Origin of the sequence: Pseudomonas cremoricolorata DSM 17059 = NBRC 16634 (genome assembly GCF_000425745.1) — a bacterium.
In the GTDB taxonomy this organism is placed as follows: Bacteria; Pseudomonadota; Gammaproteobacteria; order Pseudomonadales; family Pseudomonadaceae; genus Aquipseudomonas; species Aquipseudomonas cremoricolorata.
Genome location: NZ_AUEA01000001.1, coordinates 1 through 25,563 on the forward strand (window position 1 = coordinate 1; position 25,563 = coordinate 25,563).

The window sequence follows — 25,563 nt, forward strand, 5'->3', positions numbered from 1 at the left end:
GGCGGCTCGTACGGCGTCGGCAAGGACACCACCCAAGACCCAAGCCAGGTGGGCAAGGGCGACGACCAGAAAGACGGCTGGAGTGTCGAGGGTTGGAACTACAACAAGGACCGCCAGCAGATCGTGCGCGGCACGGTCGGCGTAGATGCGTAAACGGGATCGCGAGGAGGGAGGCGTTGTCGACCAGCAGTTGTCGCTGTTGCCAGGCTTCGTGATGAGCGCTGTGACCTTGGGGCTGACGGCGTTCTGGTTCTTGCCCAAGCGCCTTTCCGAGGAGGCCGTGAACCAAGGGCGTTGAGCTTCGTCCAAAGGCTGTCACGTGCCTGCCGAAGGGCCGTGGCGCAGTTTGGATCACCCTTGCATGGAGCTCGAATGAACAGACTTTCCTACCTTGCCTCAACTTTCCTACTGGTCAGCCTGCACTGTACTGCGGCATCGGCTGCGGACATCGACCCAGCGTTGGTCGGGCAGTGGACGGGTACGCGTGATGCCGAGGGGCCCTGCCAGCCGTTGTCGTGGGACGTCAGCTTTGACGCGGCTGGGCAGTTCAAGATCGCGTTCTACCAAGATCCCCAGAAGACCAAGTTCATTCAGTCCGAGTCGGGCACCTGGACCGCCAAAGCGGGCAATTGGGTGATGCACACTGCCGGGGTCGACAAGCCGGATGTCTACACCTACCGGCTGCTCGACGCCGACACGCTCGAGGTGGTCAACACGCAGGCGTCGCCTGCGAGCGACTGTCAGTCCGACTATCGGTTCGTCGAGCGACGCGTCAAGACCGATCGTTAAGACTCGATCGCTACCTGCCGCGCTGTCCGGGCTGAACCCACACCCGATCAGCGCTGCGGCTTGCTCTGTGCACCGGTCGTCAGCGCTGGCGCGCTAACCGCTGCAAGCCCGGCACAGATCAACTTTCCTGCCATACCCCTGACTTATGTTGGCCGGCCTTTTCACTCTCGGACGATAAGGCAGGCACCTTCATGGAACGAATCCTCGATATCCAGCCACTCGCGGCGGATCAACTGTCATTGCAGGTCAACGGCACGCAGGTCACGGCGGCGGCTGGTGAAACCGTGCTCAGCGTGCTCAATGCAGTGGGGCTGCGCCAGGTGGCGCGCAACGATCATGGGCAGCTCAGTGGCGCGTTCTGTGGCATGGGCGTGTGCCATTGCTGCCTGGTGGCGATCGATGGGCGGGCCAAGCGACGGGCGTGTCAGACCGTGGTGCGGGCGGGCATGCGCATTGAAACCCAGGTCAATGCCGTGGTTGCCGGGGAGGCGTCATGAGCCTGCGTCCGGTGATCGTCGGCGGGGGTTCGGCGGGCATGGCGGCGGCCATCGAGCTGGCCGGTGCGGGGGTGGCCAGTGTGCTGGTCGACGAGGCCTCGCGCCTGGGTGGGGTGGTGTATCGCGGGCCGCTGCGTGCGGGGGTCGACCTGGGGTATCTGGGGGCGCGCTACAGCAAGGCGCTCAAGCAGCTGCATACGGACTTTGCCGCCTGCGCCGAACACGTCGACGTGCGCCTGGGCAGCCGGGTGGTCGGCGGCGACGCGCAGCGCCTGATGGTGCTCGATGAGCACGAGCAACTGCAGCCGCTCGACTACAGCCACCTGCTGCTGGCCGCGGGCTGCCACGAGCGCAACGTGCCGTTTCCGGGCTGGACGCTGCCGGGGGTGATGCTACTGGGCGGGTTGCAGTTGCAGATCAAGAGCAACGTGGTCAAGCCGCTGGGCGGCACGCTGATCGCCGGCACCGGGCCGTTGCTGCCCTTGGTCGCCTGCCAGTTGCATGCGGCCGGGGCGAAGGTGGTGGGGGTGTACGAGGCGTGCGCCTTCAGCCGTATCGCCCGGCAAAGCCTGGCGTTGATGAACAAGCCGCAGCTGTTTCTCGATGGCCTGAGCATGCTCGGCTACATGAAGCTGCACGGCATCGACATGCATTACGGCTGGGGCGTGGTCAGCGCCCAGGGCGAGGCTGAACTGAGCGGCGTCAGCGTGGCGCCGTATGACGCGCACTGGCAGGCGGACATGAGCCGTGTCCAGCGCCAGCCGGCGCAGACCCTGGCGGTGGGCTATGGCTTCATTCCGCGTACCCAGCTCAGCCAGCAACTGGGCCTGGCCCATGGTTTCAGTGATGACGGCTACCTGCGCGCCGACTGCAACGTCTGGCAGCAGAGCAGCCTGGCGCACATTCACCTGGCCGGCGACATGGGCGGCATTCGTGGGGGTGAGGCGGCGATGCTTACCGGGCGTATCGCTGCGGTGTCGATGCTGCAGCGGCGCGGCGTGCTGGATGCCGAGCAGGCCATCGAGCGCCGCGAACGCTACCTGGGCCGGCTGGCGGCGATCACACGGTTCCGCTCCGGGGTCGAGCGCTACACCGCGCGGGGGCCGGCGCAGATCGAGCTGGCCCAGCCCGATACGGTGATTTGCCGCTGCGAGCAGGTCAGGCGTGAGGCCATCGACGTGGCCCTGGCGCAAGGCGTGGAGGACATGGCCAGCCTGAAGATGCGCACGCGGGTGAGCATGGGCGACTGCCAGGGGCGCATGTGCGTCGGCTATTGCAGCGACCGCCTGCGCGCCGCCACCGGGCGTGCCGATGTCGGCTGGCTGCGCCCGCGCTTTCCGCTCGAGCCGATTCCCTTCTCGGCATTTCAGCACCTGGGCACGGAGGCCTGAGCATGAACAAGACCTACGACATCGTCATCGCCGGCGCCGGGGTGATCGGCGCGTCCTGCGCGTATCAACTGTCCAAACGCGGCAACCTGCGCATCGCCCTGATCGACGACAAACGCCCCGGCAATGCCACGCGCGCCTCGGCGGGCGGGCTGTGGGCCATCGGTGAGTCGGTGGGGCTGGGCTGCGGGGTGATCTTCTTCCGCATGCTCTCGTCCCAGGCCAAGCGTCAGGCCCACGGGGCAGCCGTAGCGGTGGATTCGAGCACGCCGCACATCCTGCCCGAGTGCTTCTTCGACCTGGCCCTGCAATCCAACGCGTTGTACCCACAGCTGCACGAAGAGCTGATCGCCCGCCACGGCATGGACTTCAAGTTCGAGCGCACGGGCCTCAAGTACGTGATCCAGGACGACGAAGACCAGCTCTACGCCGAGCACATCGTGCGCCACATTCCGCACTTGCAGGCGCAGATCCGCTGGCTCGACCGCCAGGCCCTGCGCCAGGCCGAGCCGGCCATTACCGAGCAGGCCCATGGCGCCCTGGAGTTTCTCTGCGACCACCAGCTCAGCCCGTTCCGTTTGTGCGATGCCTACATGGAGGCGGCGCGGCAGAACGGCGTCGATCTGTACCCCAATACCTGCGTCAGCCAGGTGCTGCACCACGGCGGGCGGATCAAGGGCGTGCGCACCGAACAGGCCGGGGATTTTCACTGCGACACGCTGATCAACGCTGCCGGCGCCTGGGCCGCCGAACTGAGTGAATGGGCCACCGGTACACGCCTGCCGGTCAACCCGGTGAAAGGCCAGATCGTGCTCACCGAGCGCATGCCCAGACTGCTCGACGGCTGCATCACCACCAGCGATTGCTACCTGGCGCAGAAGGACAACGGCGAAATCCTCATCGGCAGCACCACGGAGGAAAAGGGCTTCGACGTGACCACCACGGTGCCGGAAATCACCAGCCTGGTGCAGGGCGCGATCCGCTGCATGCCGCAGCTGGCGGGGGTCAATCTCAAGCGGACCTGGGCCGGTTTGCGGCCAGGATCGCCCGATGAACTGCCGATTCTCGGGCCTGTGGATGAAATGCCGGGCTACTTCAACGCCTGTGGACACTTCCGTACCGGGATGCTCACCTCGGCCATTACCGGGGTGTTGCTCGACAAGGTTATCCACAACGAGCGGACGCCGCTGGACCTCGCGCCGTTCCTGGCGAGTCGCTTCGAGCGGGTGGCGGTGCCAGCGTAAGGCAGGTTCGGCCTGCGACCGGCAGGCCGAATCCACAGCGCGAGGGTGCCGTGCTGGATGACGGGGCGCTAGAATGGCCGAGCTCGAGCGATTGCCCCCGATTCCTACGATAAAAAAGGATTTCGCCATCTCTCACTTTCCTTTGCGCCGCCGCCAGCTGCTCTCCTTCCTGGCCTGCGCGCCGTTGTTTGCCGGGCTGCCGGGCTGTACGCCCCCGGTCGGCGTGCAAGGCAGTTTCCTGCAACTGTGGAAAAGCCACGCTGATCTGACGCCCGCGCAGTGGCGCGAGCGGCTTGCGGCCATGGCCGAGATGGGCTGTCGCACCCTGACCCTGCAATGGGTCGGGCTGATCGGCGGCGAGGCGGCCTGGATGATTCCTGAGTCGCTGCTGCGCACGGTGCTGGACATCGCCCATGACGAAGGCATGCAGGTGCAGGTCGGGTTGCCCTTCGACAACGCCTGGTGGCAGGCGCTGTCGGCCGAGCCGGGCGAACAGGCGGCGTTCTTCGACAGCAGCCTGGTGACCACCCGCCAGTACCTGGCCAGCGCGCCGTGGCCGCAGCACCGGGCCTTTGCCGGCTGGTACATCCCCTACGAGCTCGAGCAGTACCACTGGGCCACCGATGATCGTCAGCAGCGCCTGGCGCAGTGGTTGCAGGCGATGTCGCGCAGCGTGCTGCAGTACAGCAACCGCAATGCGGCGATTTCCACCTATTTCAGTGTGCTGCCCACCCAAGGCTCGCTCACCCAGCTGTGGCGCGTGCTGCTGGATGCCGTGCCGCTGCTGCCGATGGTGCAGGACGGAGTCGGCGTGGCCGGGCTGGGCAACCTGCTGGCCATCGAGCCGCTGCTGCTGGAGCTGCGCCGACGTCGGGCGCCGTTCGAGGTGGTGGTGGAATTGTTCGAGCAACTGCCGGCCCAGAACAACGACGGCAGTGAATTCAAGGCGCGCTCGGCGGATTATCCGCGGGTGCTGCGTCAGCTGGAGTGGGCGCGCAGCACCGGCGCCGAGCAGGTGGTGGCCTTCGCCCTCGACCCCTGGGCCTTGAGCGACGAACCCCGCGCACGGCGACTGCGTGAGGAGTGGCTCAAGCGCTGAAGCGCGCCTGGCTTACAGGTCGCGGCCGATGATTTCCCGCATGATCTCGCTGCTGCCGCCATAGATGCGCAGCGGCCGCGCATCGGCCCAGGCGCGGCCGATGCCGTATTCGCTGCTGTAGCCGTAGCCGCCGTGCAATTGCAGCAGTTGGTCGAGAATCTTGCCTTGCAGCTCGGTGGCGTTGAGCTTGGCCATGGCGGCCACTACCGGGTCGAGGGTGTCTTCCAGCAACTGCTGCACGCAGTGGTCGAGGAACACCCGCAGCATGGTCAGTTGCGCCGAGGCATCGGCAAGCAGGAAGCGGTTGTGTTGGTGATCGATGATGCGTTTGCCGAACACTTTGCGCCCACGGGTGTAGGTCAGGGTCTCTGCGAGCATGCCTTCGGCATGGGCCGCGCCGCGCAGGGCGATGGCCAGGCGTTCGCGGGCAAGCTCGCGGCCCATGTATTCGAAGCCGGCGTTCTCTTCGCCCAGCCGGCATTCGGCAGGAATGCGCAGCTCGTCGAAGAATAGCTCGCAGGTGTCCTGCGCATGCTGGCCGACCTTGGCCATGGCCGGGCCTTTGCTCAGGCCCGGCGTGTCTGCCTCGACACAGAACAGCGAGATGCCCATGGCGCCGAGGTCGGGGTCGGTGCTGGCCGCAACGATGATCAGGCCGGCGTTGACGCCATTGGTGATGAAGGTTTTCTGCCCGTTGAGCACGTAATGCTCGCCCTCGCGGCGGGCGCGGCATCGGATCGCCTTGAGGTCGCTGCCGGCACCGGGTTCGGTCATGGCGATGGCGCCGATCAGCTCGCCGGCGGCCATGGCTGGCAGCCAGCGGTCTTTCTGCGCCGGGGTGCCGAGGTGGTAAAGGTACGGCGCGACCATGTCGGAATGGATCGAAAAACCGATGCCCAGGCAGTTGGCCCGGGCCAGTTCTTCGATCACCACCACCGAGTGGGCGAAATCACCGCCCGCGCCATACGGCTCGGGCAGCCCGGCGCACAGCAGGCCCTGGGCGCCGGCGTCGGTCCACAGTGATTTCGGCGTGATGCCGTCGCGCTCCCACTCGGCGTAGTGCGGCAGGATGCGCTCGCTGATGAAGCGCTGTACCTGGTCACGGAACTGCAGGTGGTCGTCGCGGAAGATCGAACGCATGGGGTTCACCGAGTGAAAGGTGCGGTGCGGCTGAGTTCACCGTGCAGGGTCGGCTGGCTGGCGCTGCCGGTGAGGAACAGGGCGTAGTGATCGCCCGGTTGCAGCGGCGGCAGCTCCAGAGCCTGGCTCTTGGCCGTGACGCAACTGGCGCTCAGGCTGGCCTTGACCGGGTTGATGGCGCGGGCCTGGCTGGTGTTGACGGCCACGTCGGTGAACAACGCCGGGCCATTCTCGACCGCCAGGGCGGCAGTCGGGCAATCGCTGACCAGGTTATAGAAACGCAGCTCGGCCTTGAGCGCGTCGTCGCCGGCGCTCTGATCGTTCAGCACCACCAGCTTGCCGTTGTCCAGCAGCACGCTCTGGTAGCTGCCGGCTGGCGGGTTGAGGCTGCCGACCACGGCGTCGCCGATACGCAGTTCCACCGACTTGCCGCTTTCCACCACGTTGTAGGCACTGGCGCGGGTACCGGCTTCGAGTTTCTGCGGCGGGTTACGCCCGACCTGCACGCTCAGCGGCTTCTCGCCGGCTTGCAGCACGCGAATGAACGCCGAGCCTTCGGGCGCGCGCGGCGCGTACAGCTGGGCAAGGCGGCCCTCGGCGAACACGGGAGCAGATACAGCAGCGACCAGCAGCGAGACGCCGGCCATCACAGCACGAATAGTCATTGGGCTTCCTTGGGCTTTTTCGAGCGGGCCTGTTGATACAGCGCTGCCAGACGCTTGCGGTCGACTTTGTCTGACGCAGTCGTAGGAAAGCCGCCGCAGGCCAGCAGTTCCGAGGGAATCATATACGCCGGCACGCTGGCGGCGAGCCGTTGCTTCCAGTCACCCAGGCCCTCGGGCAGCGCGCCGAGGGTTTCCCTGGGCAGGTGGCCGTGGGTTTCGACGAAGCCGACCATGCGCAGCGCCGTGCCATCCGGGCGGCGCAGAACGATCGCCGCCGCCTGGCCGACGCCGGGCAGGGCGGCCAGCTTGGCATCCACTTCGCCCAGCTCGATGCGATAGCCATGCAGTTTGATCTGATCGTCGCGCCGGCCGTGGAAGAATACCCGGCCCTGTTCGTCGATCTCGGCCAGGTCGCCACTGCGGTAGGCGCGCTTGCCGTGGTGCTCGAACAGCACGGCAGCACTCAGGTCGGGACGGTTTAGGTAGCCGCGCATGACGTGGTCGCCCGCGATGCACAGCTCACCGTCCTCGAGGAACAGCTCGGCGTAAGGCTTGGCGCGGCCAATCGACAGCGGCTGGGTCGAGCCTTCCAGCGGCGGGAAGATTTCGATCCAGGTGGTCGAGCAGGTGGCCTCGGTGGGGCCGTAGGAGTTGATGATCCGCGCCGTGGGGAAGCGCTGCCACAGCTGGTTGGCCAACGCGCCCGTGAGCGATTCGGCGCCGAACACGAAGGCGTTCAGCGCCGGCAGGTGCTGGGCGTTGAAGTCATCGTTGAGCAGTTGCTGGCGCACGAACGACGGTGTCGAGGCCCAGACGTTGACCCGGCTGTCGGCCAGGTAGCCGACGAACTGTTCAGGGTCGGCGATCACCTCGCGCGGGCACAGCACGCATTGCCCGCCCAGCGCCAGAGCGCCGCACAGGTCGAAGAGCGAGAAATCGAAACTGAACAGCATCTGGTTCATGAAGCACGGCGCTTCGCCCAACGCCAGGCAGTCGCGAATCCAGCCGGCGAACAGCGCCACGCTGTCGCGGCCGATCTGCACGCCTTTTGGGTCACCGGTGCTGCCGGAGGTGAACATGATGTAGGCCAGGCCGGCCTCCTTGAGCGGCACGGCGGCGGCCTGGGTGGCACGAAAATCATCCTGCTCGGCGTCGTAGCAGTGCCCGGCGTCGACCAGTTCGATGATGCGTTGCAGGCGCGGCGGCGGGTTGATGCTGTCGACCGGCACGTAGGTCACGCCCAGGCGCAGGCAGCCGAGCATGGCGACGACGAATTCGATCTGCTTGTGGCCGCTGAGCACCAACGCCGTGCCCGGCGCGATGCCCTGCGTTACGGCGCGGGCGCACCAGGCCTCGACGGCTTGCGCAAGGCCGGCCCAGTGCAGCACGCGCTGGCTGTCACGCAGGGCAGGGGCGTCGGCTGCGTGCTCTGTGCCTGCGAACTGGCACTGCTGGAAATCGAAATGCATCGGTCGCGCTCCTCAGCCAGCCGAACGGCTCAGCGATTGTTCTCAACGAACAGCGCCAAGGCGTCGACCGACTCCAGGTGCTCGTCGATCTCGGTCGGCGGCACCTTGCAGCCGAATTCGTTCTTCACCGCCAGCACGATGTCCACTGCGGTCATCGAATCGACCAGGCCGGATTCGATGAGCAGGTCGTCGTGTTCGACCGGGGTGCCGATGACCCCTTCGATGATGGTGGCCAGTTGTTGCTTGAGGGTTGCGTCGCTCATCGGGGTCGCTCCAGGGCGTCAGAATTGGAAATACAGGAAGCGCGCTTCCTTGTGCAGGTTCATCAGGCACAGCGCGAGTAGCACCAGCATGACCAGCAGCCACGCCGCGTTGGGTTTCCAGCGCAGCAGCGCCGGGCCATCGAGGCGGGCCTTGGCCAGTGATGGCGAAAAGCCGCCCATTATCTGCTGGGAGTTGGGCAAGAACCAAGCCACCGCCAGCACCGCCAGAATATGCAGCCCCTCGAGGTGGCGGCCGATCAGCAGGCGCCAGCCATCGCCGAGGGCGATCCCGGCGGGATACACGACGTCTGGCAACGCGTCGAAGCCGCGCAGGCCGAACATGCCTTCGACCAGCAGCACGGCATCAGAGGTCGATTCGGCGCGGAAGAACGCTTGCGCGACGATCACCGCGGCGAAGGTCAGCAGCACGCAGCCGATCAGCTTCAAACGCCCGGGCTGAATCTGCCCGACCTTGCGCCCGACCACGAAGATGCGCCAGGCGTGGTTGATCGACAGGTAGCCTGCGTGCAGCAGGCCGAAGATCAGAAATTGCAGGCCGGCGCCGTGCCAGATTCCGGCCAAGCCCATGGTGAAGGTGGTGGGCAGGATGATCGCCGCGGCGAAGCCGCCCAGCGTGGAGGTGCCCTGGGTGCCGATGGGCAGGCCGCGCCTGGCGCGCCATTCCGACACCGCCATGGCCACCGGGTAATACAGGTAGGCGGTCAGGTAGCGGGTCAGGGTCATGTGCCAGCGACTCCAGAACTCGATGATGTTGCTGGCCTTGTATGGCGAGTTGAAGTTGAGCGGGAAGCGCACGCCGAACATCTTCGCCAGGCCCAGGGCCATGTCCGAATAGCCGGAAAAGTCGAAGTACAGCTGCAGCGCATAGGCGGTACCGGTGCCCCACGAGGCCCAGAAACCCAGGGTGCCGGGGGTGGCGAAACCGGCGTCGGCATACGGCGCGATGGGGTCGGCCAGCAGCACCTTCTTGGCCAGACCGATGACGAACAGCATGGCGCCGACGCTGAGGTTTTCTGCGCGGAAGCGGTAGGTCTTGGGGTCGGCGAACTGCGGCATCATCTCTTTGTGATGCAGGATCGGCCCGGCAATGAGGTGCGGGAAGAAGGTCACGAACAGCACGTAGCTGAGCAGGCTGCGTTCCTTGACGATGCCGGCGCGGCAGTCGAGCAGAAAGCCGATCTGGGTGAAGGTGAAGAACGAGATGCCCAGCGGCAGGATGATGTCGTCCAGGCGGGTGCCGGCCAGGCCCCAGTCGTGGGCGAAGTTCACCAGGGTGACGAAATACTTGTAGTGGAACAGCAGCGCCAGGTCGGCGATCACGCCCAGGCTGGTCACCAGCAGTTGCAGGCGCGAGCGCCCGGCACAGGCAAGAATCGCCAGGCTCACCAGGTAGTTGAAGGCGATCGAGCCGAGCAGCAGCAGGACGAACTGCGGGTTCCACCAGCCGTAGAAGATGATCGACGTCGCGCACAGCCAGAACGCCGCGCCGCGCGGGCTGCGCGCGGCGACCAGGTAATGCACGGCCAGGGTCAGCGGCAGGAACAGGCAGAGGAACAGGTAGGAGTTAAAGAGCATCGGGTGCCTGTCCTTCAGGTAACGCCGCCAGCGCGGTGCGTTCATCGGCGGTCAAGGGGAGCGACAGTGCGCTCTCGGAGAATTCCCAGATCACCAGTTTCAGGCTGCCGGGCCAGCGCGCTCGCTCGCCCAGGGCGGCGAGAAAGGCGCCGCAGAACTGCCCGCCATCGCGGCTCTGGTTCCACACCTGCTGGCCTAGGTCACGCCCCAACCGCTCGGCGAAGCCGCTGCGCCGGCCATTGGAGCTGCCGGCAAGCAGCACCTGTACCGGTGGCGTGTCATCCAGCAGGCCACCCGAGGCCTCGGCGCGCAGTTGTTCTTCGCGTTCCTGGTCCAGCGCCGGGCGCCAGCTGGCGGGGGCGTGCTCCAGGCCGGCGAGGACGATCATGTCGCCCATGCGCGGCTGCTCGGCATCGGCCAGCACGCTGCTGAAGCGTTGCTCGCCCTTGCCCGGCAGCAGCGCCAGGGCGCCACGCGCCACGGCATCGGCCGCGCGCTGCGCGCCGCGGGTGTTCATGTGCACGTCGGTGCGGAAAAACGCCTGCTCGCCCAGGGCCGAGCTGAGGTCGACGTGGTGCACGCCCTGTTGCGTCAGGATCGCTTGCCATTGCCCGAGCCGCGCCTGCATCTGGGCAGTTTGCTGCAGCCCGCACAGGGCCTGGGTTTCCACCCGGGATTTGTCCGGCACGGTGACCACCAGCAACTGCACGCCTTGCTCGCGCAGTTGCGCCGACCAGTGCTTCATCAGCGCCACGCGCGCCTCGAAGGCGCCGTGCACGCCGGGCTGCGCGCGTAGGCCATCGCGGTAGAACAGCCAGCCAGGGCAACCCTGCACCACTTGGGCGCCAAGGTCACCGAGCAGCCGATAGCGCAGCGCGGCGCTGAGCGTGTCGGCGTCGTTCTGCAGGCTGGGCTGCAAGGCATCGCCCATGGCTTTGCCGGCTTCACCATCGAACCAGGCGGCGGGGCGCAACTGCGCGGTGTCGAGCTTGCTGGTGAACAGCATCCACAGCCCGCAGACCTGCGCGAACACCAGTAACGCGATCACCGCGGTGGTATAGCCGCGGTGAGTGGGCGACTCAGATGAGCCTTTTTCAGCCATGGTTCACTTTCCGACGGCAGCACGCAGGCGTTGGCGCCAGACGTCAGGGCTCATGATCGAGGCGTTGTCCCACAGGCCGCTGGCCTGCGGACCTTGCGCGTAGGTCGGTTCGAACATCTGCCAGACCAGCACCTGCGGCGGGTTGCGCTTGAAGTCGGCCGACTCCAGGTACTCGAGCAGCATGATCCACTGGCCGACGTTGCCCGGCTTCCAGTTCACCGACACCGGACGGTCTAGGCTGTTGGACAGCTTCTGCGGGAAGCCGAAGTACGGCTGCACCATGCTGTGGCCGGTCACGTGCAGCGGCGCCGGGGTGTCGCCGAGCAGGCTGTCGGCGGCGACCTGACGGCGCACGGTGAAGGTCTCGCGACCGGTTTCCTTGCGCTGGTCGGGGGTCAGGAAACGTTCGGCCAGGTCACCGAAACGGCGCTCCTTGAACTCGCTGCCCAGGGCCATGCCGCTGCCGGCGTTGCCTTTTAGGGTCGGTACATCGCGGCGCACTTGTTCAGCCGTGGCGACGGCGGTGGCATCGGCTGCCGGTTGCGTCCAGTGCTGGTCGGTGCGGTAGAACACGTCGGTGCCTTTGTCCTTGAGCTGGCGCAGCACCTGTTCGTCGTCGATGGCGCTGATGCCCGCCTGGCGCAGGCTGCTGAGGATGGTCTTGTAGCGCTGCTGCACGGCCGGGCTCAGGCTTTTGCCGGCGGGCAGTTTGTCGGGGTAGAAGCGGGTCTTGTCGGGCAGCACCAGCACTTGCAGCTTGATGCCGCGGGCGGCCAGGGCTTGCTGGGCGTCCTTGATCAGCGCGGTGGAATCGTTGATGCCACGGCTGTCGACCTCGGTGAGGCTGCCCCAACCGGGGAACAGCCAGCCATCGCTGCCGCGCAGGATGATCGAGGAATCGTCGGCCAGCGCGGCGCTGGCGCCCAGGCCCAGGGTGGCCGCCAGCAGGGCGGTGCTCAGGCGTTTGGCAACGGGTGCGAACAGAGGCGAGAAAGTCATGGTGTACCTCGGCATGGCGCTGGTCAGTACGACAGCGTCAGGTTCATGAATAGGCCCTTGGCTCGTTCGGTTGCGCCGCCGCCAATCGGCAGGCGGTACTGCATGGACCAATCGAGGTAGGAGCGTGGCGTGTGGTAGTGGTCCTCGCGGAACCAGTAGCGCAGGTTGAGGCCGGGGCCGACGCCCATCGACCACGACCGGGCATCATTGGTCAGGGACAGGTTCTTGTCCGGCAGACCGGCCGCAAGCGCTGGGAAATTCTCTGCGCCGCTGCTGACTTTGAGGCCAGTGGCCTGGTCTTTCTGCCAGATCCAGTCGGCGGCGCCAACGATGTGCGGGAACGCCACCAGGTTCGGCGAGATGGCGTCGATGCGGTAACTGCGACCGATGCGAATCTCGTTGCTGAGGAACAGCTGCTCGCGGCGCAGGCTGCCATTGGCCTGCATCAGCTCACGGCTGGCCTTGCCGTTGCTATCGACGTCGTACAGCGTGTACTTGGCCGAGTTGTTTTCCAGCGAATAGCCCAACTGCGAATAGGCCTCGGTGGTGAACCAGCTCGGCACGTCCATGCGCCGTTCGGTGCCGTGGTAGAAGCCGTAGGTGGTGTAGGCCAGCCAACCGCCGGCACTGCCGCCGAGTTTGTAGCGGGTGAGCAGGCCGTTGATTTGCGGCGCGTTGGGATCTTGTCGGTTGATCTCGGCGTTCTGTTGCTGAATCGCCTGCTGAATCGAGCACTGGTCGGTCCTCGACGACGGAAACGCCGTCCCCTCGCGCGTCGCCGAACCAATGAAGAAGCGCCGCTCGAGGCCAAAGGTGAAGCCGGTGTCAGAGAGCATATAGCGCACACCCAGCGAACCGATGGTGCTGGGGAAGCCGGTGACCGAACTGGACTCGGTGGTGCGCGCGTTGGCGGTGAAGGCCCGCGAGCACGGGTCGATGAAGCCGTCCGACTCCAGCTTGCCGCCGCTGTCGTACAGCGTGTTGGTCAGCCGCCCATAGACTTCCAGCATGCCGTTCTGGTTGTTCAGCTCGGAGGGCCGCCAGTACGCCTCGGCGGTGCTGAACACCGCATCGCCTGCGGTGCTCAGGCCGGCGCCGGACACCGAAGTGCTGGGCCGTGCGCCGCGGTAGCCGAGCGACAGCGTCGCGCCCCATTCGCGGTCCAGCCCGGTGATGGCGTTGCGCGTGTTGTAGCGCTGCTGCGGGTCGAGTTTCAGCTCGCCGGCATCGTCCTTGTCGATCACGCCCTTGAGCTGACGCACGGCAGCCGGATTTTCGCCCATGGCCGACAGCGCGTACGCCTCGTCGAGGGCGACGGTCTTCGGCGCCTTGCCGGTGTCCTGGGCGGCGCGGAAGTCTTCCCGGGCGCGGGCCGGCTCACGCATGCGCATGCGCAGGTAGCCGCGCTGCATCAGCAGGTCGGCATCGCTTGGGGTGCGGGCGATGGCATCGCTCATGCGCTGCTCGGCTTCGGCCGCCTGGGCGTCGGTGCCTGCGGCCAGCGCGGTGGTCAGCAGGCGCTGGAAGTTGACGTTGTCCGGCTCTTGGTCGACCGCCAGGCGGGCCTTGTCGATGGCTTCCTGGAAGTCCTGGCGGCCATAGGCGGCGTAGGCTTCGCCGGCAGGGCCGGTGGCGCCGTTGGTGTCGGCGGGCAGCAGTTCGCACTGGGTGCCGTAGGGCGTGTCCTGGCACGACTGGCTTGGCGAAGGGTAGCTGGCCAGTGTCAGCGGGGCTGCGGGGGTACGGCCCTCATCGAGGGTTTTCTGCCGGCGCATGACTGCGTCGTCGGTCTTGTCCATCGGTGCCAGCAGGGCCTGGGCACGGGCCTTGTCGCCACTGGCCAGAGCCGCATCGATGGCGATCAGGCGCACGTTGCGCAGTTGTTCTTCGTCGAGCCAGTCCTGGGCCAGGGCCGCGTCGAAATCGCTTTGCGCGGCCTGGGTCTTGCCCTGGAACTGGCGCAGATAGCCGCGCATGACCAGCATCACGGTGCTTTCGTCATCGTCCTGCAAGGCTTGGTCGGCGGCTTGTTCGGCGGCGGCCGGCTGGTTGTCCAGCAGTAACGAAGTAACCAGCAGCAGGCGGTGGCTGGCGATGTCCGGCGCCAGGCGCGTGGCTTCCCGGGCCAGCGGCACGGCATCGCCCGGGCGGTTGGCGATCAGCGCCTGATAGGCCTGTTCTGCCGGGCGGATGGCCATGCGCCGGTTGAGGGTCTGGCGCCGCGCTTGCAGGTCGTTGGCGTTGGGCGCGCCGAGCTTGATCGCGGTGTCTACCGCCTGGGCAGCATCGGCCCAGCGCTGCTGGGCTTCCAGCGAGTCAAGCCAGAGCATCGCCCAGGCGCCTTGCGTGGGGTCGATGCGAAACGCCTGTTCGGCGCCGCGTTCGGCCTCCTGGAAGGCGTCGGCGTTGTAGGCGGCATAGGCCTTGGTGGCAATCGGGAAACCGCGGCGGTAGACGGCCGAGGTAGTCGGTGCGCTGGCCGCGGCGCCGCTGGCGCTGCGGCGTACCGGTGCGGTCGGTTGCAGGTTGACCACCGCCCTTTGCAGCGCCGGGTCGCGCAGGCCTTGCTTGATCGCCGCTTGCGCCGCCTGACGGGCCTGAGCGCGCTGGCCGAGCTTTTCCAGGGCATAGATCTTCAGCAGGTGCAGACGCACGACGTCGGGACGAAACTTCAACGCGCCGTCGGCATGCTGCACCGCTTCGCGGTAGCAGCCCGCTTCATAGTTGCTGTAGGCGCGGCTGGCTTCGCCCCAGGCCACGCCTTCCAGCGGCACTTCCTCGGCGGCGAACGAAGACACCGCCGCGCAGCTCAGCCAGGCCCCCAGGAACAGCGAGGTGGTACGGGCGAAATTCATGGCTTGGCGGTGACCTGTTCCGGGTTGACGGTGGCATCAGCGTGCTTGGCAGCTTCCGGCGAGCCGGGTGCCGGCTCGCTGACTTCCTGCTGGAACAGGATCGCCTCATTCAAGGTATCGGCATCCAGATAGCCGTTCTCCAGCAGAATCTGCCCGAGCGGCTTGTGTTCTTCGGCCTGGGCCTTGAGCGCCTGGGCCAGGGTGTTCTCGTCGATGGCGCGCCACGACACCAGCAGCTCGCCCAGACGCATCCGTTGCTGGTGCAACTGATCGGCGGAAGGGAAGTCGTGCATGGTCTTGTCCCACACCAGCGGCTTGTTGAGGAACAGGTAGCCCAGGTACAGGCGCCAGGCGCGGGCGGCGGCCATGGCGTTGATGAAGTTGCCGATGATCATCCGCGGCCCGGACAGCAGGGCGTGTTCCCAGCCATACATGTTGCCGACGAAATAGGCGCGCTGGATGATGCGCAGGCTGAGGGCGAAGGTGTTCACCCACATCAGGTCGAGCAGCCAGCTGTTGGGGCGGAAGGTGGAGGGGAAGAAGGTCGACCAGTACCCCGAGATGCCGATGGCCAGGAAGAACAGATGCTGGGCCAGCAGCACATAGGCCAGGATGGCGATGAACGAGGTGATCAGGCCCTTGCGGTCGCGGAACAGCAGGTACTTGGTCGCCAGCGAACCTTCCCAGCCCACCTGGCTCCAGCCCTGCAAGCCGATGCCCAGGGTCCATCGGGCTTTCTGCCGGTAGGCGGTGCGGAAGGTGTCGGGGAAGTATTCACGCACGCCGAGCGGCATGCGGATGGCGATCATCTTGTCGCGGCCATGGCCGAACCAAGTGCTTCGCTTGGCCACGTAGTCGACCGGAAACTTGCCGAAGATCTGCTTCATGCCGCGCCGCGCCAGGCGCGCACCGATGTCGTAGTCCTCGGTGAGGGTGTCGGTGTTGAACGGCTGGTTGTTGGTTTCAGCCGACAGCTCGAGCATGGCCCTGCGCGAGAAGCAGGTGCCGACGCCGGCCGAAGGCACCATGCGCGACAGGCTTTCACGCACCACCAGGTCCTTGGTGTGCCATTCGGCGAACTCGTCCATGTAGGTGCCGGCGACCAATTCGTACCAGTCACGCTCCAGCGAGGTCACCGGCAACTGGATGAAGTCGATGCGCGGCAGCAGGTAGTTGAAGTAGTGCAGCTCCAGCCGGTGCAGCACGTCTTCGCTGTCGTGCAGGATCATCCCGGCGAAGGGCTCGGGCATGCGCGCATCCTGGGCGAAGATCGCCTGGATGATCCAGTTCAGGCAGTCGGCCTTGCAGGTCGGGCCGCCGTGGGGCACTTCGACGCGAATCAGCTGCTTGTAGCGCCGACGCATGCGCTCGACTTCGTCGATGGTGCGCTGGTCGTTGCAGTAGGTGCCGACGAAAATGTAGTAGTTCTTGTAGTCCAGCGAGCCGACCATGTTTTCCAGCATCGGCGCGATCACGTCGTATTCGAGCCAGGCGGGAATCATGATCGCCAGCGGTTGCTCCGGCTTGGCCAGCAACTGCTCGACCGTCAGCGCCTGGTAGCGCTTACGACGGATGAGCAGTTTGCGGTAGGCCTGGCGGGTCCAGTACCAAAGGTCGATGAACAAGTCGTCGAGGCTGGAGACCAGGATCAGAATCCCGACCACCGCCGTGAACATCTCCAGGATCCGGTAATAGTCCGCCAGCAGGTACGGCCAATAGAGCGAGGACACGACTCAGTGGCCTTTGTTCTTGTTGCGCATGCGGCGCGCAAGGATGCCGAGCAGCAACAGCGCCAGGACGATACCGGCCAGTGTCGGCAGCGCCCACACCAGCTGCTTGCGCCACTGATGGAACGGGGTGCCGGTCAGGTCCAGCTCAGGATCGGTGGTATCGACCCAGGTCAGCGGGCCTTGCTCGCCGATCACCACGGCATTGCCCTTGGTCAGCAGGAAGGGTTCGGCAGGCACCATCTGCGGGTTGCCCAAGGTGCTCCAGAGGATGCCGTGCTGGGCACCGGAATCGACCACCGACAGCGTGCCCAGCGGTTGCGGGCCTTGCAGGTCGAGGGCCAGGCGATCGTTGCCCTGGGCTTGCAGGCGCTCGACCTCGGCGACGCCGAGAATCGGCTTGGCGCCAGCCACTTTCACATCCATCGCCAGGAACGCCTGGTTCGGCGAAACCTCGCCATCGCCTTCATGCAGCACCAGTTCGGCCTTGAGCGGCGACAGCGCGGCGGCATTGGCCAGGCGGATCAGCTTGCCCAGTGGCGCGACCGGGTTGTTCAGGGCCTTGGCATCGACGATCACCTGCGGGCTACCGGCCAGCAATGGCAGCAGACCGAGGAAGGTGCCATCGGGCTCGGCCTTGGCCGAGGTCAGGTAGCTGCTGGGCAGCACGTTGACCGGGTAGGCCTGCGGCACCTCGGCGCAGTTCGGCGACACCGGCTGGCGCTGGAAGCGCACTTGCACGGTGTTGGTCACGCCCAGGGCGTAGCCGGGAATGCGTGCACTGAGGCGCTCGCGGGTGCCATCGGCATCCAGCTGGGCGGCGTTGAGCAGCACGTTGTTCCAGATGATCGAGGCCACTGGTTTGGTGATCGAGGCGCCCGGTGCGGCGGCGACATCCAGGTTGAACTCGCCCGGCATGCGACCGTTGACCGACACCGCGCTGAGCGGGAAGGTGGCGGTCCATTCGCCGCGGCTGACCACGTCGAACACGCCGAAATCACCGCCCAAGGTGCTCAGGCGCAGGTGGTCGTGGGCGTTGCGCAGTGCGGTGTCGGCTTCCTTGACTTCGGCGGTGGGCGAGACCAGCACGTTGCGCCACTGCGGGTCGAACACACCCGCAGCCTTGGCACCGGCGTCGGCGGCGACGCCGATCAGCGCCTGACGACCGAGGCTGAGCAATTGCACCTGCTGGCTGGCGAGCGGGGCATTGGCCAGGCTGGCGCGCTGTTTACGCCATTGCTGCAGCACGGCAGCGGCGGCCGGATCGTTGTTCAGCTGTTGGCCCAACGCGTCGAACGCGGCATTGAGCTGCTTGACCAGTTCGCTGTCGGCAATCGCCAGGTCGGCGCGGGTGGCCGGGGTGTCGAGCATCAGCAGTGCACCCAGCTCGGCAGCGTTGGCCAAGGTGTGCTCGGAACCGCTGCGCAGGGCGGCGAAGGCCGGCACGTTGCTCAGGGCTGCAGGAATCTCGAGGTTCGGCAGGTTGACCTTGTCACCCACCTGCGGCAGCGCCTGCACTTTGGAACGGCGCGCATTGCGCTCGAGCGCTACACCCACGCGCCAGGCGCTGTCGAAGCTTTCGCGGGCCAGTGGGCCGGCGGCAACCAGAATCACCGGGTCGGCCGGCAGAATGCTCCAGGCGTCCGACAGGGTCTTGAGCGATGCCAGCGAGAAGCGGTAGGTCAGGCGGGTCTGCGGCGACAGGGTGAGGATGTTCGCGGTCGGCCGTGGCGGGCTGCAGAACTCTTCGGAAACCGGCGAGCTCCAGTCCACCGACAGGCGCACGAAGCCGCTCATGTGCTGGCCGGTGTCGACCGGCAGCTTGCGATTGACATCGCCTTCGCCACGGGTGACGCGTTCGGCGATGCGCGGCTGACCGTCCAGGCCGACGCGGAACGTGGCCGGCAGTTCTTCACCGCGGATGAACTGACCGTTGAGCTCCAGCTGCGCATCGCTGATCGCCACCGTTCGTGGCACCGGCAGGAAGAACGACTGACGGTTGTCTGCCTGGTCGAGCACGATCGGATTGGCGATGCCCAGATCTTTGAGCGAGATGCTGCGCGACACCCAGTCTTCGCCTGCCAGCGTCTGCAAGGCACTGCTGAGCGGTGAACTGGCAGGCGGGTTTGCCCAGGCGAATGGCGAGGCAAGGAGTACCGTGCCAAGAATGGCTAACTGGAAACGACTGGGCGTGTGGCTCAACTTCAGGTCCTTGGATGTCTGGTGGCAGAGGCAGCTGTCACAAGCATGAAACGCAAGCGCTGACGGCGACTAGGGTGTGTAACTTTTACTTAACTAGCGGCATCAGCGCTGGCGAGCGCGTGTATTGAATACACGCCTCGTCTACACGCCTGGAACCCTATTAATTCGGCATTCTCCAGTATCAAAGTGGAATCGTCAATTAATTGGTGGCCTCTTGATTAATCAAGCGTTGTCAAAAGTTATGCGTCATTATTATGACTTTTCAGGCTGATGATTTCCTGCTGAAACGGATTGAACTCTCGCCCTAATAAAGCATCGGCAATTCGTTCGCTGGCTTTGCCATCGCCATAGGGATTCACACTGCGCGCCATCTGCGCATACAGCGTTTCGTCGTCGAGCATTAACTGCACGGCCTGAACGATAGTCGCGCTGTCGGTACCGACCAACTTCACCGTGCCCGAAGTCACCGCTTCGGGGCGCTCGGTGGTGTTGCGCATCACCAGTACCGGCTTGCCTAGATGCGGGGCCTCTTCCTGCACGCCGCCCGAGTCGGTCAGCACCAGGTAGGCGCGCTGCATGAACCAGACGAACTCCAGGTAGTCGAGCGGGTCGATCAGGTGCACGTTGTGCTGGTCGCTGAGCATGCTCAGCACCACCTCGCGCACGCTTGGGTTGAGGTGCACCGGATAGACGATCTGCACGTCGTCGCGCTGGCCGAGTTCCGCCAGGGCCTGGCAGATCTGCCTGAAGCCATCGCCGAAGTTCTCGCGGCGGTGGCCGGTGACCAGAATCAGCCGACGGCCATCGTCCAGCCAGGGGTAGCGCGCGGCGAACGAGAGCCCCAGCGCCGGCTCGCGCTCGAGCTTCTGTACGATCAGGTCGAGAGCGTCGATCACCGTGTTGCCGGTGACGTAGATCTCGCCCTGGAGGTTCTCGCGCAGCAGGTTGGTGCGGGAAGTGATGGTCGGGGCGAACAGCCAGCGGCCCATGACATCGACCACGCGGCGGCTCATTTCTTCGGGGAATGGCTGCGACAGATCACCGGTGCGCAGGCCCGCTTCGACGTGACCGATGGGGATGCGCCGGTGGAACGCGGCCAGCGCGCAGGCGGCGGCGGTTGTGGTGTCGCCGTGCACCAGCACGCAGTCCGGGCGCACGTCTTCGAGCAGGCTATCGAGGCGCCCCATCAGGCGGCTGAACAGACCGTTGAGGGTCTGCCCGGCGACCATCACATCCAGATCATGGTCGACCTGGATATCGAACAGTTGCAGAACCTGATCGAGCATCTGCCGGTGCTGGCCGGTGCTGCAGACGATGCTTTCGACACCTTCGGTGGTTTCCAGCACTTTCACCAGCGGCGCCATCTTGATGGCTTCCGGGCGGGTGCCGAACAGAATCAGAATCTTCATAGCGTGCTATTCCACAATCAGCTGAGGCTCAGAGTAGTCGAATGATACCGGACTGCCATTATCGTGTGAGGGTTCCCTGGAAACATAAGTAAGTCAGTCAAATGAATGTGTTAAACCCTGCATCCGGTGACTGCGCGCGGTTCTATGAGGCGACATCAGCGGCGCTCTTAGAACACCTTGCTGTAACGATTATTTACTTTGATATTCGTTCAGCCAAGCTCTTCCCTTAGGGATATCGGCGCAGCCGCTGATGACTTGAAACTGTCTTCCTGGACAACTTTCAAATAAGTGTTTGTTTGAATAATCAGGCGGTTATTCATTCATGCGAATGGCGCTTTCAGGGGGATGCGCTGGCGCGCCGTTCATCGCGCTATTGACGGGCGCTGAGTGCGGCCATTGTGCGCACCATCAACTATCTTGAATGCGGGGCGTAGTTCGCTTTCCAGTCGTCTTTCCATTCGTCGGAGGGGTCTTTCATGCTTGGGCAACTTCCACCTGCTTTGCAGCGTTTACACCTGCCGCTTCGCGTGAAGCTGTGGGATGGCAATCAGTTCGATCTTGGGCCTGACCCGCAGGTCACTATCGTGATCAAGGAGCCTCAGGTGGTCACTCAACTGGCCCACCCCAGCCTCGATCAGCTGGGGTCAGCCTTCGTCGACGGCACACTTGAGCTGGAAGGGGATATCGGCGAGGCCGTGCGCGTCTGCGATCAGCTCAGTGAGGCCTTGCTGCCGCCCGGTCAGGACGCCTCGCCACAGCGCGTGGCGCACGATAAACAGACCGACGCGCAGTCCATCGCCTACCACTACGACGTGTCCAACGCCTTCTATCAGCTTTGGCTGGACCGTGACATGGCCTATTCCTGCGCCTACTTCCGCGAACCGGACGACACCCTCGACGAGGCGCAGTCGAACAAGTTCGACCACCTGTGCCGCAAGCTGCGTTTGCAGGCCGGTGACTATTTGCTCGATGTGGGCTGCGGCTGGGGCGGCCTGGCCCGTTTCGCTGCGCGGGAATACGGCGCCAAGGTGTTCGGCATCACCCTGAGCAAAGAGCAGCTGGCCCTGGCGCGTCAGCGCGTCGACGAGCAGGGGCTGAGCGACCAGGTGCAATTGCAGATTCTCGACTATCGCGACCTGCCGCAGGATGGCCGTTTCGACAAGGTGGTCAGCGTCGGCATGTTCGAGCATGTCGGTCATGCCAATCTGCCACTTTATTGCCAGACGCTGTTCGCTGCGGTTCGTGAAGGCGGGCTGGTGATGAACCACGGCATCACCGCCAAGGCCGTCGATGGCCGGCCGGTGGGCAAGGGCGCTGGTGCGTTCATCGACCGTTATGTCTTCCCTAATGGCGAGTTGCCACATCTGTCGATGATTACCGCTGCGGTGTGTGAAAGCGGGCTGGAAGTGGTGGATGTCGAGAGCCTGCGCCTGCACTACGCGCGCACCCTGAGCCTGTGGAGCCAGAACCTCGAGAACCAGCTGCATCGCGCCGCCGCGCTGGTGCCGGAGCAGACCTTGCGCATCTGGCGCCTATACCTGGCCGGCTGCGCCTACGCCTTCAGCCGTGGCTGGATCAACCTGCACCAGGTGCTGGCGGTCAAACCCTATGCCGATGGCCGTCACGACCTGCCGTGGACTCGCGACGACCTGTACCGTTAAGCCTCACAGAATCGGCGAAATCAGCCGCGCGACACGCATCCCCAGCTTTTGCAGGTGGTGCGTGTCGTGGCTTTCCTCGGGGCTGATTTCCCGGGCATGGCTGAAGTCATCCAGCAACATATGCTCGACCTCATCGGCAAAGGCGCGGTCGATGGTCAGCAGCATCACTTCGAAGTTCAGGCGGAACGAGCGGTTGTCCAGGTTGGCGCTGCCAATGGCGCTGACCTCGTCGTCCACCAACACCACTTTCTGATGCACGAAGCCGGGCTGGTAACGGAACATCCGCACGCCGGCGCGCACCGCTTCGAAGGCGAACAGGGTAGTGGCTGCGTACACCACGCGGTGGTCGGGGCGGGCCGGAATCAACACGCGGACATCGACGCCGCGCAGTACCGCCAGGCGCAGAGCGGCAAATACCGCTTCGTCAGGAATGAAATAGGGGCTGGTAATCCAGATACGGTGGGTCGCCGAGTGGATCGCTTCGAGGAAGAACAGCGCGCAGGTTTCCTGTGGGTCGGCCGGGCCGCTGGCGAGCACCTGGCACAGCACACCGTCATCAGGGTAGCTGTCTTGCAGGATCAGCGGCGGCAGGGTGCGGGTCGCCCAGTACCAGTCTTCGGCAAACGATTCCTGCAGGCAGGCCAGCACAGGCCCGCTGACCTGTAGATGCGTATCGCGCCAGGGCGACAGGCGCGGGTTGCCGCCCAGGTATTCGTCGCCGACGTTGAGCCCGCCGAGAAAGCCCACTTGGCCGTCGACCACGACGATCTTACGGTGGTTGCGGAAATTCACCTGGAAGCGGTTGAACCAGCCGCGGCGGGTGGTGAACGCTTGGATGGCCACGCCGCCGTCACGCAGGGTCTGGCTGTAGCGGGCGGGCAGGGCATGGCTACCGACCTGGTCGTAGAGCACGAAGATACGCACCCCGGCAGCGGCCTTGCGCAGCAGCAGTTGCTGCATCTCTTTGCCGATGATGTCGTCGTGGATGATGAAGAACTGGATCAGCACCGTGTCTTGGGCCGCTTCGATGGCCTGGAAGATCGCCTCGAACGTCGCCTTGCCGTTGATCAACAGCTGCACTTGGTTGTTCGCCAGGCACGGTGTTCTGCCCAGCTTGGGCATGGCGCGCAGGGCTTTGTAGCTGCTCGACTCACGGGCTGCGAGCGCCTCTTCGACCCACGGCCGCCAGTTCAGGTCGGCCATGGCCACGTGCATTTCCCGGTTGGCCTGACGGCGGGCCTTTATATAGGCCGAGAACGAGCGCGCCCCGAAGACCAGGTAGGGGATCAAGGTGAGGTAGGGAATGAACAGCAGCGACATCGCCCATGCGATTGCGCCCTGTGCGGTGCGTACGGTAAACAGCGCATGCAGCGCAGCGATGATGCCCAGCGTGTGAATCACGCCGAGTAGATAACCGAAGAAATACGGGCTGTGGTAGTCCATGTGCATCCTGCATTCCGAGGGCAGATGGCTAACAGACCACGTTCCGCGCACGCCGTGCAACCCGAACCGGGAAATGGCGTCTAAGCGAAGGTCCGGCTTGGGGCCGGTACTCTCAAGGAGCACTCATACATGAACATCCGTCTGCCACTGCTTGCCCTGGCCCTGGGCATTGCCTCTCCTGTGTTGCACGCGCAGATGTTGCAACCCGGCCTGTGGGAACTGACCACCAGCAACATGCAGGTCGACGGCAAGCCGCTGCCCGACATGGACTTCATGCTCGGCCAACTGAAGAACCTGCCGCCCGAACAGCGGGCGATGATGGAAGGCGCGCTGGCCAAGCAGGGCATCACCGTGGCGGGCAAAGGTGTGCGTTCGTGCCTGACTCAGCAGCAGGTCAATACCAATGACATTCCGTTGCAGGACCCGCAATCCGGCTGCACGCAGAAGATCACCGCACGCAATGGCAACGTGTGGAACTTCCAGTTCACCTGCCCGCGTGCGCAAGGCACCGGTCAGGCCACCTTCCTCAGCGACCGTGAGTTCGTCACCACGGTCAACGGCACCTTCAACGCCTCGGGTGTACAGCAGAAGGGCAGCATGAACACGCGCGCCACCTGGTTGGGCGCCGACTGCGGCAACGTTCGCCCGCGTAGCTGATCACCAGCGCCACTGGCTGGCGGCCACCGCGTCGTGGGCATGCAAGCTTTCTGCATGTTCCACGCGCAGGTGAAAACCGCTGAGCCGTTTCTCCTGGCGCAGTGCCTGATGCAGGCGCCGCGCCGCATCTTCGCAGAACATCAGGTTCTGCCCGTTGGCCAAGGCAAACGCCTGCTCGTCGGCGCGCTTCACCGCAGTCTGCACGGCGGTGCCCAACGCGCGCTCAGCGGCATCGATCAGTGCAGTGAACGGCAGCTCGTCAACCCCGTCTTCTAGCCGCACCTTCAGGCGCGCGCGGCTGCGCTGGCTGTGCGGCGTCGCCACCACTCCCTCGGTGGTACCCAGCCAACTCAGCACCGCCTCCGAATCCACTGCTGTTTGATCCGCGAACTGCCTGGCGAAGCTTTCCTGGATCAGCTGACGCGCGAGGGCTGCCGAGCAAGGGCAGGTGGATGAGTAGGCGATATCCATAAATAGTTCCACGTGGAACATTCCATCGTTCGCGCGTGCCATGACCTCAACCGGATAATGCTTCCAGCCCGCGAGTGGGCTGACCAGCGCGGGGCGTTTAAGCAGATGATTGAAGGCAATGCGCACCGACGCCGTGTTGGAAAGCCCGGTGTGACTGGCGAGAAAGCTGTCGAGCAGCCGGCGCAGTGCGTTGCAGTCCAGGGGCGCGGACTCAAGTTGCTCCAGCGCCAGGTACAAGCGCGACATGTGGATACCGCGGGCATGGGCGTCGTCGAGGCTGACGCCGGCATCGGCAATGGCGCTGACGCGTTGCTGTTCGAACACGATGGGCAAGGCGATGCCGCACATGCCTACCCATTCCAGCGCGGTGGCGTGTGGAACGGTCTGCGCGGCGATATCGGGGAGTGAAAGGCTGGTCATCGAAGCACCTGATGGAATTGAAAGGTTGTCACCGGCAGCCGCCAATCAGGGCGCAATGCAGGTTGAAGCGTTGACCGCTCGAGCTGGAAACGCGGCTGATGGAGGTCCAGCCGACGCGACGGCTGTAGCCGACCCAGACTTCGCCATCGCTGGCCAACCCAGTGAAGAACGTGAGCGGGCCGTAGCGCTGGTTGGTCTGTGCCCACTGACGTGCACCGACGGCGTCGTAGCCGCGCAAGAACAGCGTGCTGCCTTGGGTGCGCACGCTGTAGTGATTGCCGCGGTTGTCCTTGCACGCGACCAATGTGGCCGAGCGCGTGCACAGCGGCAGGTCGGCGCGCGGCATGGCGTGAACGGACGCGCCAAGCGACAGCGCGATCAACGCGGCAAACGCACGAAGTAGGTTCATCACAGCTCCCGAGCGACACCGTTGGGCGAATACGGCTTGGCAGCATTGTATTGTTATA

Annotated in this window: 21 protein-coding genes and 1 pseudogene; 8 read left to right on the forward strand and 14 right to left on the reverse strand. The window is 65.1% G+C overall.

The genetic code is table 11. The features are described from left to right. Nucleotides 1-145 precede the first annotated feature (145 nt). From H618_RS22670 to H618_RS0100035, 6 genes are all read left to right on the forward strand, one after another. Complete coding sequence (locus H618_RS22670) at nt 146-298, forward strand: hypothetical protein (RefSeq protein WP_154660602.1); 153 nt, start codon at nt 146-148, stop codon at nt 296-298. Between the two features lie 74 nt (nt 299-372). Further along, nucleotides 373-789 (forward strand): hypothetical protein, encoded by a 417-nt coding sequence (locus H618_RS0100015; protein ID WP_028693097.1) that lies wholly within the window; start codon nt 373-375, stop codon nt 787-789. Between the two features lie 191 nt (nt 790-980). Further along, nucleotides 981-1,286 carry a (2Fe-2S)-binding protein gene (locus H618_RS0100020; protein ID WP_028693098.1) on the forward strand — a complete coding sequence of 102 codons (306 nt, stop codon included), beginning with the start codon at nt 981-983 and terminating at the stop codon, nt 1,284-1,286. After that, nucleotides 1,283-2,677 (forward strand): cyanide-forming glycine dehydrogenase subunit HcnB, encoded by a 1,395-nt coding sequence (hcnB, locus tag H618_RS0100025; protein ID WP_028693099.1) that lies wholly within the window; start codon nt 1,283-1,285, stop codon nt 2,675-2,677. Before H618_RS0100020 ends, hcnB begins: the two co-directional genes overlap by 4 nt. Before the next feature lie 2 nt (nt 2,678-2,679). Further along, complete coding sequence (gene hcnC / locus H618_RS0100030) at nt 2,680-3,918, forward strand: cyanide-forming glycine dehydrogenase subunit HcnC (protein WP_028693100.1); 1,239 nt, start codon at nt 2,680-2,682, stop codon at nt 3,916-3,918. Nucleotides 3,919-3,991: 73 nt separating this feature from the next. Continuing rightward, nucleotides 3,992-5,017 carry a DUF4434 domain-containing protein gene (locus H618_RS0100035; protein WP_081673669.1) on the forward strand — a complete coding sequence of 342 codons (1,026 nt, stop codon included), beginning with the start codon at nt 3,992-3,994 and terminating at the stop codon, nt 5,015-5,017. 12 nt (nt 5,018-5,029) lie between these two features. Here H618_RS0100035 and H618_RS0100040 read toward each other — a convergent pair whose 3' ends face one another. The 11 genes and pseudogenes from H618_RS0100040 to wecB all read right to left on the reverse strand — a co-directional run bounded on the left by H618_RS0100040 (nt 5,030) and on the right by wecB (nt 20,444). Beyond that, entirely contained in the window at nt 5,030-6,157 is a 1,128-nt protein-coding gene (locus H618_RS0100040; RefSeq protein ID WP_028693102.1) for an acyl-CoA dehydrogenase family protein, read from the reverse strand. Nucleotides 6,158-6,162: 5 nt separating this feature from the next. Continuing rightward, a complete protein-coding gene (locus H618_RS0100045; RefSeq protein ID WP_028693103.1) occupies nt 6,163-6,822 on the reverse strand; it encodes an alginate O-acetyltransferase AlgF in 660 nt (219 codons plus the stop codon). Next, a complete protein-coding gene (locus tag H618_RS0100050; protein ID WP_028693104.1) occupies nt 6,819-8,291 on the reverse strand; it encodes an AMP-binding protein in 1,473 nt (490 codons plus the stop codon). The genes H618_RS0100045 and H618_RS0100050 overlap by 4 nt, the downstream gene beginning before the upstream one ends. 29 nt (nt 8,292-8,320) lie before the next feature. Further along, nucleotides 8,321-8,554, reverse strand: coding sequence for an acyl carrier protein (locus H618_RS0100055; RefSeq protein WP_028693105.1), 234 nt, complete (start codon nt 8,552-8,554; stop codon nt 8,321-8,323). Nucleotides 8,555-8,572: 18 nt separating this feature from the next. Further along, nucleotides 8,573-10,150: an MBOAT family O-acyltransferase gene (locus H618_RS0100060; protein WP_028693106.1), complete on the reverse strand. Its 1,578-nt coding sequence runs from the start codon at nt 10,148-10,150 to the stop codon at nt 8,573-8,575. Beyond that, complete coding sequence (locus H618_RS0100065) at nt 10,140-11,252, reverse strand: alginate O-acetyltransferase AlgX-related protein (RefSeq protein WP_028693107.1); 1,113 nt, start codon at nt 11,250-11,252, stop codon at nt 10,140-10,142. The genes H618_RS0100060 and H618_RS0100065 overlap by 11 nt, the downstream gene beginning before the upstream one ends. 3 nt (nt 11,253-11,255) lie before the next feature. Continuing rightward, nucleotides 11,256-12,251: an alginate O-acetyltransferase AlgX-related protein gene (locus tag H618_RS0100070; RefSeq protein WP_028693108.1), complete on the reverse strand. Its 996-nt coding sequence runs from the start codon at nt 12,249-12,251 to the stop codon at nt 11,256-11,258. Nucleotides 12,252-12,274: 23 nt separating this feature from the next. Further along, a complete protein-coding gene (locus tag H618_RS0100075; protein WP_028693109.1) occupies nt 12,275-15,106 on the reverse strand; it encodes an NfrA family protein in 2,832 nt (943 codons plus the stop codon). Between the two features lie 80 nt (nt 15,107-15,186). Next, nucleotides 15,187-16,836, reverse strand: a pseudogene (locus H618_RS0100080) (glycosyl transferase family protein); the annotation flags it as partial. A 3-nt stretch (nt 16,837-16,839) separates the two neighbouring features. Continuing rightward, a complete protein-coding gene (locus H618_RS21030) occupies nt 16,840-19,035 on the reverse strand; it encodes a cellulose biosynthesis cyclic di-GMP-binding regulatory protein BcsB (protein ID WP_050577166.1) in 2,196 nt (731 codons plus the stop codon). Between the two features lie 239 nt (nt 19,036-19,274). Continuing rightward, entirely contained in the window at nt 19,275-20,444 is a 1,170-nt protein-coding gene (gene wecB, locus H618_RS21035; RefSeq protein WP_050577167.1) for a non-hydrolyzing UDP-N-acetylglucosamine 2-epimerase, read from the reverse strand. A gap of 476 nt (nt 20,445-20,920) precedes the next feature. Here wecB and cfaB point away from each other — a divergent pair, with 476 nt between their 5' ends. After that, a complete protein-coding gene (gene cfaB / locus H618_RS0100095; protein WP_028693111.1) occupies nt 20,921-22,105 on the forward strand; it encodes a C17 cyclopropane fatty acid synthase CfaB in 1,185 nt (394 codons plus the stop codon). A 3-nt stretch (nt 22,106-22,108) separates the two neighbouring features. Here the strand turns inward: cfaB and cls are convergent, their stop codons facing one another. Next, nucleotides 22,109-23,548: a cardiolipin synthase gene (gene cls / locus H618_RS0100100; RefSeq protein WP_028693112.1), complete on the reverse strand. Its 1,440-nt coding sequence runs from the start codon at nt 23,546-23,548 to the stop codon at nt 22,109-22,111. 129 nt (nt 23,549-23,677) lie between these two features. Here cls and H618_RS0100105 point away from each other — a divergent pair, with 129 nt between their 5' ends. Further along, a complete protein-coding gene (locus H618_RS0100105) occupies nt 23,678-24,205 on the forward strand; it encodes a DUF3617 domain-containing protein (RefSeq protein ID WP_028693113.1) in 528 nt (175 codons plus the stop codon). Here H618_RS0100105 and folE2 read toward each other — a convergent pair whose 3' ends face one another. Both folE2 and H618_RS0100115 read right to left on the reverse strand, forming a co-directional pair. After that, nucleotides 24,206-25,096: a GTP cyclohydrolase FolE2 gene (gene folE2 / locus H618_RS0100110; RefSeq protein ID WP_028693114.1), complete on the reverse strand. Its 891-nt coding sequence runs from the start codon at nt 25,094-25,096 to the stop codon at nt 24,206-24,208. It abuts the gene before it with no gap. A gap of 28 nt (nt 25,097-25,124) precedes the next feature. Beyond that, nucleotides 25,125-25,505: a hypothetical protein gene (locus H618_RS0100115; RefSeq protein ID WP_028693115.1), complete on the reverse strand. Its 381-nt coding sequence runs from the start codon at nt 25,503-25,505 to the stop codon at nt 25,125-25,127. Nucleotides 25,506-25,563 lie beyond the last annotated feature (58 nt).